Genomic DNA, 13313 nt, shown 5'->3' with positions numbered 1-13313 from the left:
CGTCCTGCATGCCTTCCTTTCTTCATACCATCTTCGCTCTCCCCCTGCGCGCACTGACATGGCTCGGCAGCCAGGGCACACGCGCAGTCGCCGCCGTCGTCTTCATCGCAGTCGCGGTGCCGCCGCTCGGCGCGCTGTTGCGCCCCTATGTCACCGAGGCGATTTTTCTTCTGCTCTGCATCTCGTTCATGCGGGTCGATCTGGCCGCGCTCTACAGCCATCTCCGCAGGCCGGCGCTGGTCGCGGCCGCCACGGCCTGGACCACGATCGGCGTGCCGCTGATCGTCGGATTGATCGCCCATGCAACGGGGCTGACGAGCCATTCGCCCGGCCTTGCTCTCGCGCTGATGCTCCAGGGCATGGCCTCGCCGATGATGGCCTCGCCGGCACTCGCCGCGCTGATGGGGCTCGATGCCACCTTGGTGCTGGTCACGCTGGTGAGCTCGACCGCGCTCGTGCCATTCACGGCGTCGCTGTTCGCGAGCCTCTTTCTCGGCGGCATGCTCAGCATCTCGCCGCTCACGCTCGGCCTGAAGCTCCTCGGCATTCTCGTCGCATCGCTGCTGGCCGCGACCGCCATCCGCTGGATCTGCGGCGCGAAGGCGATCCAGCGTCAGAAGCGGCCGATCGATGGCTTCAACATCATCATCCTGCTTGTGTTCGCCTCCGCGGTGATGGGCGACGTCGCGAGCGACCTGGTGAGCCAGCCGATGTTCACCATCGGCCTCGCGCTGCTGTCCTTCGCGATCTATTTCACACTACTTGCCATCACTACGCTGCTGTTCCGCCGCATCGGCTACGAGCGCGCGCTGGCGCTCGGGCTGATGGTGTCACAGCGCAATCTCGGCCTGATGCTGGCGGCGACGGCCGGCGCGCTGCCACCCACCACCTGGCTCTATTTCGCGATGACGCAGTTCCCGATTCATCTTGCGCCGTACATGCTGATGCCGATCGCGCGGCGCCTGACGGCCGGCGCAGATGCGTCCAGCGGGGAAAACAAGGCTGACGGTCACCCGTTTGCGTCGCACCGACGCAGTGGAGGAACATCAATTCATGGCCCCCGTTGAAGCCTCTCATCGAAAAGGAGGTTCGCGATGAAGTTTGCCGCAATTCTGGTTCTCGGCTCGCTCGCCGTGGGCTCGGCAGCGAGAGCCGATCAACCCGGACCCGACTGGATGCCGATGGAGCAAGTGAAAGCCAAAGTCATGGAGTCGGGCTATTCGGAGGTCACCAAACTTGAAGCCGACGATGGCCAGTGGGAGGGCGAAGGCGTCAAGAACGGACAGAAGGTGGAATTCCATGCCGACCCCAAGACGGGCGCGATCGTACGCGAGAAGCCCGATCGATGAGCATCGCCGAAGTCCGCTTCTCAGGCGGGAGATTCAGCGGTGGTCGCTTTGGAAGAACGTCCTGATCTCATCCATTCAGCAGCGCTTGGCAGCGGTGCCGGGCATCACTGGCCGCTTCCTTTGACCTTGGCAAGATAGTCGACGATCGCGGGCACGTCGCTGTCCTCGACGGGGGCTCCATAGACCTTGATCATCTTGTGCACCTCGGATTCCCAGGTGGACCTGGACAAGGCCGGGTGGTTCAGCACCATGTCTGCCGAATGGCAAGCCAGGCAGTTGTTGTTGATGGCATCCGCTTCGGGCCCACCGGGAAAGAGCGCGTCGCCCGCCGGGAGCTCCACGGTCGTGGAGGTGATCGCGGGGGCCGGCCGCGCAGGCGTGGATGCCAGCAGAGCGGCGAACGAGGTGCCGATGACGAAGATGGGATGACGCATGGTGTTGCTCCTAGATCGCGGTGAGCTGGACCGTTTCGACGACATTGCGCATGAAGCCGCTGGTGTTCCAGTTTGATGCTGCCGGCTGAATGTCGCCGGCGGTGTTCGTGCAGCGGACCATCAACGAATGGCCGCCCTTCGTCAGTTGTGGAATGTCCAACTGCCAGCGGCGGAAGCTGTACTTGCCGTGGTCCTCGCCAAGCGTCGCGGGTTGCCACGTCCGGCCATCATCCATCGACAGCTCGACCTTGGCGACGCCGGCATCACCGCCGAACGCGATGCCGCGGATCGTGGCGACTGCGCCCACCGGAAGCGATGCGCCGTCCGAGATGTTCGTGAAGAATGACCGTGGCACCATGCGGCTGATCGGGACCATCTTTACGCCTGTCTGGCCCGGCTTGATGTTGGCGTGCGGCGTATCCGGGACGGTGTAGGCAGTCGCCATCCAGTAATTGTCGTCCTGGCGATCGAGAACCTCGATGTCGCTGAGCATCTTGACCCAATAGGTCGAGTACCATCCCGGCACGATCAGCCGCAGCGGGAAGCCGTTGAGGAGCGGCAGTTGCTCGCCGTTCATGGCAAAGGCGATCATGACCTCGCCGTCACGGGCGTGATCGATGTCGAGCGACTTGCGAAAGTCCGGTGCGTCGGGCACGACCGGCTCGTCCAGTCCGTTGAAGCGGACCTGAACTGCGCCCGGCTTGACGCCCGCGCGGTCCAGGACGTCCTTGAGCAGGACTCCCGTCCACCGCGCATTGCCCATCGCGCCATGCGCCCATTGCGCGCCCGGCACACGGGGAAGGAAAAACCCTCGGGAATTGCCTGAGCACTGGTTGACGGCGGCAAGCTCGACACGGGGCAACTTGAGCAGCTCGCCGATGGACAGCGAGAGGGTCTGGTTGACGTGACCGCGCACGGACAGCCTGAAGGCGGCCGCATCCACGGACGTCGGTATCACCGCCCAGTGCCAGCGCACATAGAACTGGTCGTTGGGGGTGAAGACGCCGCGGTCGAACACCTCCATCGGGGTCTCAAGCAGCGGTGGCCGCGAGCGCTGCAGGATCATGCTCCCCTTTTGCGGAAAGTCATGCGTCATCGGCCGATCACGCGGCTCGCCGGCGATCGGCAGCCGGATCGACTGATCGGCACGGACCGATGAGCCGGCGAGCGTGAGGCCGGCAACCCCGAGGGCTTGAAGCATGGCGCGGCGGGACAATGCCGGAAACCCTGCGTAGTCGAGATGCTGGGACATCGAAGCCTCCTGTTGGAATGGTTTTTCTGGATCAGTCCCGCGGGCTCATCCGAGGAGCAAGTCCGCGAGCGGATCTTCGACGTGCTGGTGCGGTTGCGCCTGCCGGATGGTCGGAAGATGCCTGTCGATCTGGCGAAAGCCTCGTTCCGGGTGAACGGCAACCCTGGGATCCGGCACGTGCACCGGGCTGCCCGCAAGCGCGGACGGCGCACCAAGCGTGGACGCGGCAGCGACGAACAGGGCGATCGCAAGGAAGGCGCGACGTGAATGGGTCATTGTCGTTCTCCATCTCTGTATTTCCGGCACGCAATGTTCGAAGTGCCTGCCTGTGTCCAAAGAGGTAGATCTCGGCGCATCGGTAATCCAACGCGATGATCAGATCGTTCTGATCGTCGATTGCGATCGATTCCCTCATGCGCTTGCACACACGCGCCGGCGCACTCGCCGGCGGGACGTGGGCTCGATCGTTGCGGAATAGGTGCTACGGGCGGGCGCAGGCTCTGCCTACGGTGCAGCGCCGGCAGCGATGCTGGACATCAGGACGGCTTCCGCCTTGCTGATGTGCCGCTCCTTGTGACGAAGCGCGTAGAATGAACGCTTGGCCAATTCGTCCTCGAGCCGGACCAGACGTTTTGCCGCTATCGCCTTTTCGACCACGAGATCTGAAACGGCTGCAGCGCAGCCGCCCGCCTCGACCGCGGTCCGGATCGCTTCGTTCGAGGCCAGCTCGAGCTGCACCGTCAGGTCGGCGAGGCGGACCCCGCGCTTCTTCAGGGCACGTTCGAACATGGCCCGCGTTCCGGAGCCCGGCTCGCGAAGGATCCACGGTGTCCGGGTCATCCAGTCGGAGGGCAGCTTCTTTTGGCTCGCAAGAGGGTGCCGCGCACCCACGACGGCGACCAACGCATCACCGTCGACCCGGCGGGCGGACAATGCGGAGTCATCAATGTCGCCCTCGACAAAGCCGACATCCGCCATGCCGTCGCGAACGTCGGTTGCGACCTGCTCGCTGTTGGCGATCCTGACGTTGATTTCGATGCCGGGATGGGCGGCCTGAAACGCCAGCAATCTCCCCGGAAGCCAGTAGCTCCCGACCGTCTGGCTCGCCGCGATCACCAGTCGGCCGGCCTTGAGGCCGGCAAAATCACGCAGGACCTGCTCAGCGGCGTGCGCGCGCGCCAGCACCGCACGCGCTTCCCCGAGAAACGTCCGGCCCATATGCGTGAGAACGATGCCGCGTCCCACCCGATCGAACAGCTTGACCCCGTAGCGTCCTTCGAGCGCGGCGATCGCCGCGCTCGTGGCCGATTGTGTCAGATTCAATTCGTGGGCGGCCTGAGTGACGTGCTGCTTGTCGGCGACAGCGGCGAAGATCCGGAGCTGTTCGAGCGTCATGGTCATCCAACGAGTTTGATGAGGATCAGGCTGAAGCCTGCGATGAAGAGAAACGCGAGCCCGCCCAACATAGCCGGACGCAGCCCCTCCGCGTACAATTTCGAGACGTCGGTCTCAAGGCCCATGGCCGCGAGCGCCATCGTCAGCAGGAAGGTCGAGAGCGTGATCGTCGCGCTCCTGAGGCCCGCCGGAATGCACACGACGCTGTTGAGTGCGGCTATCGCGACAAAGCCGATCGCGAACCAGGGGATGGGCGGCTTTGCCGACTTGCCGCCGACCCGCTGCGCCGAAGCCCGGGTGACGACGCTCAGGGTCAGCACGACCGGCGCGAGCAGCATGACGCGGGCAAGCTTGGCAACGGTTGCGATTTCACCCGCTCGCTGGCTGTTCTGGAAGGAGGCGGCAGCCACCTGGGCGATCTCGTGAATGGACGCGCCGCTCCAGAGGCCGTACGCGTCGGCATCGAGATGCAGGAGGCGAGGCAGCATGGGATAGACGAACATCGCGATCGAGCCGAAGATCGTGACGCACGCGATCGCATATGCGACGTCCTCGTCGGAGGCTTCGGTGACGCTGTTGGTCGCGACGACGGCCGACGCGCCGCAGATCGAGGTGCCCGCGGCGATGAGTTGAGTGAGCTTGCGTTCGACGCCCAGCGCACGCCCGGCTGCGAGCGTGAACCCGAACGTGGCAACGAGCGTGCTGGCGACGATGAGGATCCCCTTGGGGCCGACGGTGGCAAGCTGAGTCAGCGTGATCTGGAAGCCCAGGAGAACGATCGCGAGCCGAAGCAACCGGCGCACGCTGAAGCTGATTCCAGCGCGGGCGAGAACTGGCGTTCCGGCGAGATTGCGCACGGCCATTCCGATCCCAATCGCCAGGATCATGGGGCTGAACGTCGCGACGGCGGGAATACTGCGCATCATGTTGGCGACCGCGGCAATGGTCCCGGCCAGCGCGACGCCGGGGACGATCGCAAGGGCGGAGTTCCAACATGACAGGATGTTGTCGCGCATGGCACGCGTGGCGGGGTATGGGCGCGAATTCTGAACGATGGTCATTGGCGTATCTCTCGGTATCGACGCTGGCGCAGCGAGGATCGGAGAATCCAATAAATTGATCCAACGGATTGTTCGTGTAAAACTAATCGATAAAATCGATTATCTTGCAGCAGGCGCAGGCCAGCCGATCGCGCAAAGGGACGTCGCGCACGAGCTGACATCGTGTGATCGAACTGGCCCACCCAGTCGCGAACGGTGTCCGTGAAGCAGCTACCCCACCCGCGCCGCGCGCCGCAGTGCCTGCGGCGGCTGGCCGAAGGCGCGGATGAAGGCGCGGCGCATTCGTTCGGGATCGCGGAATCCAGTCGTTTCCGCAACGAGCTCGATCGCCTCGCGCGAGGACTGTACGCGCTCGCGCGCCACTTCGAGCCGCAGGCGCTCGATCGCCTTGGATGGCGTCGTGCCGGTCTCGGCGGCAAACGCGCGGGCAAAATGTCGTGCGCTCATGCCGGCGCGATCGGCGAGATCTTCCACCGTCAGCGGCGCGTCGAGATTTTCACGTGCCCATGACAACAGCGCGCCGAAGCGCCCGTTCGGCGTCTTCAGCTCCAGCAGCGAGGAGAATTGCGACTGGCCGCCGCTGCGACGGTGATAGAGCACGAGCTGGCGTGCGGTCTGCTGTGCGATCTCCTCACCGTGGTCTTCGGTGATCATCGCGAGCGCGAGATCGATACCCGCGGAAATGCCTGCCGAGGTCCAGACATTGCCGTCCCGGGTGAAGATCTGGTCCGGCTCGAACTTCACCTTGGGAAAGCGCGCGACGAAATCGCGCGTCCGCCCCCAATGCGTGGTGGCACGGCGGCCGTCGAGAAGTCCCGCTTCGGCGAGCACATAGGCTCCCGAGCAAACGCTCGCGACCCGAACGCCACGCTTTGCCAGCCGCTGGACGAAGGCCCGCGTGACCTCGCAGCGCGCGGCATCGGCAACGCCGACACCGCCGGCCACGACCAGCGTCGTGATCGCGTTTGCGGCCTTGAAGTCACGCGCCATCATCTCGACACCGGATGAGCTGCGCACGAGTCCCGGCTTGGTTGCCAGCACCCGGATGGCCGGCGCCTTGCCGGTGCAGCGCGCTGCGATCTCGAACGCCGAGATCGGGCCTGCCGCATCGAGCAGCTGGAAATCCGGGAAGATCAGAATGCCGATCATGGGCCAACTCCTAACGACATGTCCGAAAGAGAGGGAATTATGCCATTTCGGACGGGAAGGCACCATGACATCCTGCCGGCGTCAAGCTCGTAATTGGAGGATCTGCCGATGTCGTCACCGCTCCAGATTGGTCTGTTGGTGTTTCCGCGCGTCACCCAGCTGGACTTCACCGGCCCCCTGCAGGTGTTCGCCATGGCTCCCGGCGTAAAATTGCACCTGATCTGGAAGCGGATCGAACCGGTGCCGAGCGATTCCGTGATGACGCTGACGCCGACCACGACGTTCGCGAACTGTCCTCAACTCGACGTGATCTGCGTGCCCGGCGGCGGCGGCACCAACGACCTGCTCGGCGACGAGGACGTGCTCGACTTCCTGCGCAGGCAGGCCGATGGCGCCAAATACGTCACCTCGGTCTGCACGGGATCGCTGGCCCTCGGCGCCGCAGGCCTGTTGAAGGGCTACCGCGCCGCCACCCATTGGAGCGCGATGGACATGCTCGCGCAGTTCGGCGCGACGCCGACGAAGACGCGCGTCTGCATCGATCGCAACCGCATCACCGGCGGCGGCGTCACCGCCGGCATCGATTTCGCGCTGACGCTGGTGTCGATCATGGTCGATCGCACGACGGCGGAAGCGATCCAGCTCCAGATGGAATACAATCCTGCCCCGCCGTTCAATTCCGGCTCGCCCGACACCGCGCCCGCCGAGGTGATGGCGTTGCTGAGGGAGCGCGGCGCGCAGAATCAGGCGCGGCGCCTGGAAGCGGTCAAGCGCGCGGCCGAGCGGGTGAACTAGACTCCGATCTCGTGTCCGGACGCGGTGCAGCGTGCAACGCTGCTCCGGCGAGCCGGGACACAGGAAACTACACAGACCGCTGCGACATGGCCCCGGCTCTGCAGCGCATCGCCAGAGAGGGCGCTGCGCCGCGTCCGCCCCAACAGAAAAAGGCCGCCCGGTTTCCCGAGCGGCCCTTCCTGTCTTACGGCGGCTGCACATTCACATCGGGCGATTTCGGAGCTTCCAGACCGGGGGCCTATCTCCCGATCGAGTCCTGGTCGGCGGCCGCTGCATTTCGGGACAGTCGCGAACTGTGGCCCGAACCGAACGCGACGGTCTCCCATCTCCGTAAGATGGGATCATTGAGCCGCATCGCCGGCATCGATGCAACGCCCGCGCAATCGGCATCCCCGCTGTTCCCGTTGTCCACAGCAGTGTCGCGCGGATGCATGTGCATCCGCTTCGGACGACGGCAGTTCGCTGGGGTGAAAAGGCTAGCCGGGCGTCCAGGGCTGGTAGTCGCCGGTCGCCTTCGGACGCCGGCCGCTGGCAAGTGTCGAGCCGGAGGGACGATAGGCCCTCGGCGTGCCGGTGAGATTCGGCTGGTGCGGCTTTTCCCACTCGCGCGGCTGGTAGCTGGCCTCGGTCGGCGGTACGTCGACGACATGATGAATCCAGCCGTGCCAGGACGGCGGAATCCGGCTCGCTTCGGCATAGCCGTTATAGACGACCCAGCGCCGCTCGAAGCCGAGCGTCGGATCGACCGCCCCGCCGCGGGTGCGATAGTAGCGATTGCCCTGCTCGTCCTGGCCGACCAGCTCCCCGTACCTCTTGGTCCAGAGCTGGGTGCCAAAAGTCTGGCCGTTCCACCAGGTGAAGAACTTGAGGAAGAATTGTTTCATGCGGCACGGGCCCTGCTTCGTCGGGTCCTGATGCCATCGGAGCGGCGAAATGTCCAGATCGGCAGTGCGTGGGCCTCCCTCAGCGATGCCGCTTCCGCCCCTGCCACAAAGCGGACGCGATCCATTCATGCCCCGTACAGCGGCAACGCGTGAGGCTCGATTCGCACGCAAACCGGCGTGATCCCCGGGAACCCCAGCGCTTGCATAGGGTTTGCTTTCCGGGAAAGGAGTTTAACCATGAACAGTCTGAAAATTTTGAGTGCCGCTGCCGCGGTGGCGCTGGCTCTTCCCTTCGCGACGCCGAGCTTTGCCCAGCGTCCCGGAGTTGGCGGAGGCGGTGGCGCCCATATCGGCGGTGGTGGTGGTGGTGGCGGCGGCGCCCACTTCGGTGGCGGCGCGCGCATGGGCGGCGGCGGCGGGAATTTCGGGGCCGGGGCCGCGGCACGTCCGAGCGGAGGCGGTTTCGCAGCTGGCACCGGGATGCGTCCAAGCGGCGGCAGTTTCGCAGCCGGCACCGCGATGCGTCCGAGCGGCGGCAGCTTCGTAGCCGGCGCGACACCCCGTCAGTCCTTCTCGCCGTCCTTCAGCGGCACCCGCAGCGTCGCGACCGCGGGCAACTGGCAGGGCGGGAGCAACTGGGGCGGCCGTCACTGGCATCATCATCGTCACGGCGGCTTCTGGCCAGGCTTCGCGACCGGCGTCGCAGTCGGCGGCCTCGGCTCGTACGCTTATTATGGCGGCTACGGCGGCGGATACGGCTATTACGATGATCCCTATTACTACGGCAGCTACTATGACGAACCGTCGGTTGCTGTGGTGCAGGATGGCGGCGGCGACTCCGCTGCCTATTGCGCGCAGCGGTTCAAATCGTACGACCCGGCTTCGGGCACCTATCTCGGCTACGACGGCCGGCGGCATCCCTGCCCGTAAGCAGACCGCCTGGGCATGAGGCAAAAGGCGCCGCAGCGATGCGGCGCCTTTCTCGCAATCGGCGTATCCCTCGCTCCGCCAGGGCTCCGTCCCGCGGCTGCCAGAGGAAGGGGAGAACCGGTGCAGACGACCTTATGCACTGCGCCGTGCATATCCTTGCGGGCCCAATCCAAAATTGACCGGACACACGATTCGCGGATATCACCAAATGCAGTGGGGACTTCGATCACCTGGGAAGTGTCATGCCGCGTGTTCTCGTGGTTGATGACGATCCGATGGTCGGCGCGACCATCGAGGTCCTCCTCCAACGTCAGGGCTTCGACGTCACGCTAGCCGACGGCGGCGAAACAGGACTGGCTGCGCTGGAATCGCAGGCCTTCGACGTGATGCTGGTTGACATCTTCATGCCGCATATGCGCGGATTCGAATCCATCCGCATCTTTCGCGAGCGCGCGCCGACCACTCCGCTGATCGCAATGTCGGGCTACGCCTTCGCCTCATCCGCCGCGCCCTCTCCCGATTTTCTCCGCATGGCGCTGGAGCTTGGCGCAACGCGCTGCCTGCGCAAGCCGTTCACGCCGGAAGCGCTGCTGACCACGATCCGGGAATGCCTCGCCGGCGCTGGCGAGAGCGCACAGCCGAAGGACAAGAAAGAGGCCCCTTGATTCCAACGCAGCGCGTCATTTTCGGTGCTGGACTTGCCATCCTCCTGATCATCGCCGCGGCCTCGATCGCCCTCGACGTCAAGTCGCGGTCCGACGCGACATGGGTCAACCATACCGCGCAGGTGCAGAAGAAGATCTCCGATCTGCGCGTGCTGCTGCGCCGTGCCGAGAGCGCTGCGCGCGGCTACGAGCTCTATCGCACCCCGGGCTTCAGCGAGGACTTCCAGACGGCGCACGCCATGATCGCGCCGGCGCTCGCCGACCTCAAGCGCGACGTGCGCGACAATCCCGATCAGGTCGCGCTGCTGGAGGGCACCGAACCGCTGGCGCTGCGCCGGATGGAGATCGCCGCCACGGCGATGCGCCTCCGTGCCGAGAACGACCAGGCCGGCATTGCCGCGCTCAACAGCAAGGCCGAGGGCCGCGGCCTCATGGACACGGTGATGGCCAATCTCGACCGTCTGAGCGCCGAGGAAGAGCGCCTGCTCACCGAGCGGTCCCAGGATTCGCGCCGTACCGGCATTGTGCTGCTCGGTATCGACGTCGCCGGCGCCGTGCTGATCCTGCTCCTGGTCGCGCTGGTGATGCGCGAAAGCCGGCGCACCACGGGTGAGCTCCAGAGTTCGCTCGAGCAAACACGAGCCGCCAAGGCGGCGCTCGAGGAAGCGGTGGCGGAGCGGACCGAGCACCTGGTCACCGCACATGACGAGCTGCGCCTGTCGGTCAACGTGCTCCAGAGCACGTTTCGCAGCATGGCGGAGGCGGTGCTGGTCATCGACGACGAGGGTAATGTCCTTCTGTCCAATCCGGCCGCCGAGCGCATGCTGTTGCATCGCGCCGGCATGAATTTGAACAATCTGCGCGCGCTGTCCGATGTGTTTCACGGCGACGGCGTCACGCCGCTCGAGGCCGACGAGCTGCCATCGACGCGCGTGCTGCGCGGCGAGCAGTTCGAAGAGCTGGAGATGATCGTCCGCCCGCACAGCGGCGATCCTCCCCGCCATCTCATGATCAGCGGCCGGCCGATGCGGGACGGGCAAGGCAATGTCTCGGGCGCGGTGCTGGTCTATCACGATGCCACCACCTCGCGCGAGACCGAGCGGCAGCTGCACCAGTCGCAGAAGCTGGATGCGATCGGCAAGCTCACCGGCGGCGTCGCGCACGACTTCAACAACATGCTGACCGTCATCTCCGGCAACACCGAGACGCTGGTGGAGAGCCTGGAGGACCAGCCCGAGCTTCAGCGCACGGCACGGCTGATCGACGACGCCGCCGAGCGCTGCGCCGAGCTGATCCAGCATCTGCTGGCGTTCGCGCGCCGGCAGCCGCTCGAGCCGCGCAACGTCGAGATCAACGCCGCGATATCGGATATCGCAAAGCTTCTGCGCCCCACGCTCGGTGAGCAGATCCAGATCGAGACCGTGCTGGAACAGGGACCGATGACGGCGCATATCGATCCGTCCAGGCTGACCAATGCCGTGCTCAACATGGCGATCAACGCCCGCGACGCCATGCCGAACGGCGGCAAGCTGCTGCTGGAGACCCACCGCGTCGTGCTGGACGAGGCCTATGCGCAGGCCAATGCCGACGTGACGCCCGGCCCCTATATCATGCTCGCGGTCAGCGACACCGGCACCGGCATGTCGGTGGAGACCCAGCAGAAGGCGTTCGAGCCGTTCTTCACCACCAAGGAGGTCGGCAAGGGATCCGGCCTCGGCCTCTCCATGGTCTACGGCTTCGTCAAGCAGTCCGGCGGCCACATCAAGATCTACAGCGAGGAAGCGCACGGCACCACGATCAAGCTCTATCTGCCGCCCGGCGAAGGCATGGCGGAGGTGACCGCTCCGGTCGCGCCGCAGGCCGTAGGCGGCGCCGAAACCATCTTCGTCGTCGAGGATGACAATCTCGTGCGCAACTTCGTCACCGCGCAGCTGCAAAGCCTCGGCTACAAGACCGTGGCCGCGTCCGACGCCAAGTCCGCGCTGGAATTGATCGAGGCCGGCCAGAAGTTCGATCTCCTCTTCACCGACGTCGTCATCCCCGGCGGCATGAGCGGGCGCGAGCTCGCCGAGAAGGTCGCAGCACTCCGCCCGGGGCTAAAGGTGCTCTACACCTCCGGCTACACCGACAATGCCATCGTCCATCATGGCAAGCTCGATGACGGCGTGATGCTGCTGACCAAGCCCTACCGCCGCAACCAGCTCGCCGAGATGATCCGGAAGGCGCTGGGGAGCTAACCCCGCGTCGCCAGCACCACCGCCGCCAGCGTGAACACCAGCCCCGCGATCTGCCCTGCCCCGAGCGGCTCGCCAAGTGCGACCGCCGAGGCCACCACGCCGATCACGGGCACCGCCATGGTGCCGATCGCGGCGACCGAGGCCGGCAGGCGCGCGAGTGCGGCGAACCAGCTGACATAGGCGATGCAGAACTGGCCGACGACCGAATAGACCAGGAGCCACCAGCCGACCGGCGTCACCTTCGACAGGTCCGTGGTCTCGATCAGAAGGCCGACGATCGAGATCGGCAGGCAGCCGATCCCGATCTGCCAGGCCGCGGCCGTGATCGGCGGCAGCTGGATCGGGTACTTCTTCGAGAGCACGGTGCCGAGGGCGAAGCCGAACGCGCCGACCAGCACCATGATGATGCCCGGCAGCTTCGAAGCGCTTGCGGCAATGCCGTTGCCGCCCATGATCGAGCCAAGCCCCGCAAAGGCCAGCACCAGCCCCAGCGTGCGCAACACCGTCGGCCGCTCCCCGAGCACCGGCCAGGCGATGATCGAGGCCCAGACCGGCATGGTATAGGCGATCAGCGCCGCCTCGCTCGCCGGCAGCCAGAGCAGCGCCAGCCCCATCAGCACCATCCAGCCGGTGACGTTGAGCGCGGCTGCGGTGAGCAGGCGCGGCCAGACCCCGCCCGGAACGCGCAAGCTCTGCCGACGCATTACCGCGAACAGCGCCAGCAGCACCGCCCCGAGCACGCCGGTGACCCCGCGCAGCGTCAGCGGCGGCAGCTCACCGAGCAGGAATTTGGTCACGGGCCAGTTGAAGCCCCAGCCGATCGAGGTGATCGCGAGGAACATCAGGCCGGCCGGGGCGATGCGCGGCCGCGCATCCCGGCGAGTCGAATCAAGCATGTCAGGTGGTCCGGCGAAAATCGGGCTCAGCTTGGCCCGGATTCGCTGGCCAAACCACCGCCGCAGCGGGCATGCCTGCCCTCACCTTCCGTAGGGCTACGTGAGTCCCCCCGACGCAATCCCGGTCCTGAAAAATATACCTGCCCTGTGAACAGCGGGATGAAGCCTCCGCAGCTCACCGGATGCAAATTTTTTCGGTTGGGAATCCCTGAGGACTCACTGATACTTGGGCCCACAACAGGCGCGGCGAAGACCCCTGTTATCCC

Annotated in this window: 14 protein-coding genes; 7 read left to right on the top strand and 7 right to left on the bottom strand. The window is 65.5% G+C overall.

The window, feature by feature from the left end; translation table 11 throughout:
• Positions 1 to 8: 8 nt before the first annotated feature.
• Together ABIG06_RS29495 and ABIG06_RS29490 are read left to right on the top strand one after the other, a co-directional pair.
• Complete coding sequence (locus ABIG06_RS29495) at positions 9 to 1067, top strand: Na+-dependent transporter (RefSeq protein WP_370139554.1); 1059 nt, start codon at positions 9 to 11, stop codon at positions 1065 to 1067.
• A 27-nt stretch (positions 1068 to 1094) separates the two neighbouring features.
• Complete coding sequence (locus tag ABIG06_RS29490) at positions 1095 to 1349, top strand: PepSY domain-containing protein (protein WP_370139553.1); 255 nt, start codon at positions 1095 to 1097, stop codon at positions 1347 to 1349.
• A 104-nt stretch (positions 1350 to 1453) separates the two neighbouring features.
• Here ABIG06_RS29490 and ABIG06_RS29485 read toward each other — a convergent pair whose 3' ends face one another.
• Together ABIG06_RS29485 and ABIG06_RS29480 are read right to left on the bottom strand one after the other, a co-directional pair.
• A complete protein-coding gene (locus ABIG06_RS29485; RefSeq protein WP_370139552.1) occupies positions 1454 to 1783 on the bottom strand; it encodes a cytochrome c in 330 nt (109 codons plus the stop codon).
• Positions 1784 to 1793: 10 nt separating this feature from the next.
• Entirely contained in the window at positions 1794 to 3035 is a 1242-nt protein-coding gene (locus tag ABIG06_RS29480) for a molybdopterin-dependent oxidoreductase (RefSeq protein ID WP_370139551.1), read from the bottom strand.
• A gap of 12 nt (positions 3036 to 3047) precedes the next feature.
• Between ABIG06_RS29480 and ABIG06_RS29475 the strand changes: the two genes are divergently transcribed.
• A complete protein-coding gene (locus tag ABIG06_RS29475) occupies positions 3048 to 3302 on the top strand; it encodes a hypothetical protein (protein ID WP_124162608.1) in 255 nt (84 codons plus the stop codon).
• 237 nt (positions 3303 to 3539) lie between these two features.
• Here ABIG06_RS29475 and ABIG06_RS29470 read toward each other — a convergent pair whose 3' ends face one another.
• The 3 genes from ABIG06_RS29470 to ABIG06_RS29460 form a co-directional block, all read right to left on the bottom strand.
• Positions 3540 to 4430, bottom strand: a complete 891-nt coding sequence (locus tag ABIG06_RS29470) for a LysR family transcriptional regulator (protein WP_370139550.1) — start codon at positions 4428 to 4430, stop codon at positions 3540 to 3542.
• Between the two features lie 2 nt (positions 4431 to 4432).
• Complete coding sequence (locus ABIG06_RS29465) at positions 4433 to 5446, bottom strand: YeiH family protein (RefSeq protein ID WP_370139549.1); 1014 nt, start codon at positions 5444 to 5446, stop codon at positions 4433 to 4435.
• 255 nt (positions 5447 to 5701) lie between these two features.
• A complete protein-coding gene (locus ABIG06_RS29460; RefSeq protein ID WP_124162605.1) occupies positions 5702 to 6640 on the bottom strand; it encodes a GlxA family transcriptional regulator in 939 nt (312 codons plus the stop codon).
• A gap of 108 nt (positions 6641 to 6748) precedes the next feature.
• Here ABIG06_RS29460 and ABIG06_RS29455 point away from each other — a divergent pair, with 108 nt between their 5' ends.
• Positions 6749 to 7435, top strand: coding sequence for a DJ-1/PfpI family protein (locus ABIG06_RS29455; RefSeq protein WP_124162604.1), 687 nt, complete (start codon positions 6749 to 6751; stop codon positions 7433 to 7435).
• A 476-nt stretch (positions 7436 to 7911) separates the two neighbouring features.
• Here ABIG06_RS29455 and ABIG06_RS29450 read toward each other — a convergent pair whose 3' ends face one another.
• The gene (locus ABIG06_RS29450) at positions 7912 to 8319 is read right to left on the bottom strand and encodes an NADH:ubiquinone oxidoreductase subunit NDUFA12 (protein ID WP_124162603.1); all 408 of its coding nucleotides are present in this window, start codon (positions 8317 to 8319) and stop codon (positions 7912 to 7914) included.
• A 237-nt stretch (positions 8320 to 8556) separates the two neighbouring features.
• Here ABIG06_RS29450 and ABIG06_RS29445 point away from each other — a divergent pair, with 237 nt between their 5' ends.
• The 3 genes from ABIG06_RS29445 (at position 8557) to ABIG06_RS29435 (ending at position 12151) form a co-directional block, all read left to right on the top strand.
• Positions 8557 to 9249: a BA14K family protein gene (locus ABIG06_RS29445; protein ID WP_370139548.1), complete on the top strand. Its 693-nt coding sequence runs from the start codon at positions 8557 to 8559 to the stop codon at positions 9247 to 9249.
• Between the two features lie 242 nt (positions 9250 to 9491).
• A complete protein-coding gene (locus ABIG06_RS29440) occupies positions 9492 to 9914 on the top strand; it encodes a response regulator (protein WP_370139547.1) in 423 nt (140 codons plus the stop codon).
• Positions 9911 to 12151, top strand: a complete 2241-nt coding sequence (locus tag ABIG06_RS29435; protein ID WP_370139546.1) for a CHASE3 domain-containing protein — start codon at positions 9911 to 9913, stop codon at positions 12149 to 12151. The genes ABIG06_RS29440 and ABIG06_RS29435 overlap by 4 nt, the downstream gene beginning before the upstream one ends.
• Here the strand turns inward: ABIG06_RS29435 and ABIG06_RS29430 are convergent.
• Positions 12148 to 13047 carry a DMT family transporter gene (locus ABIG06_RS29430; RefSeq protein ID WP_370139545.1) on the bottom strand — a complete coding sequence of 300 codons (900 nt, stop codon included), beginning with the start codon at positions 13045 to 13047 and terminating at the stop codon, positions 12148 to 12150. The genes ABIG06_RS29435 and ABIG06_RS29430 overlap by 4 nt on opposite strands.
• Positions 13048 to 13313: the final 266 nt, after the last annotated feature.

Origin of the sequence: Bradyrhizobium sp. USDA 326, from assembly GCF_049739485.1 — a bacterium.
Lineage (GTDB): Bacteria > Pseudomonadota > Alphaproteobacteria > Rhizobiales > Xanthobacteraceae > Bradyrhizobium.
The sequence above is the reverse complement of the archived record's forward strand: the minus strand, read 5'-3'. Positions and strand labels throughout refer to the sequence as shown.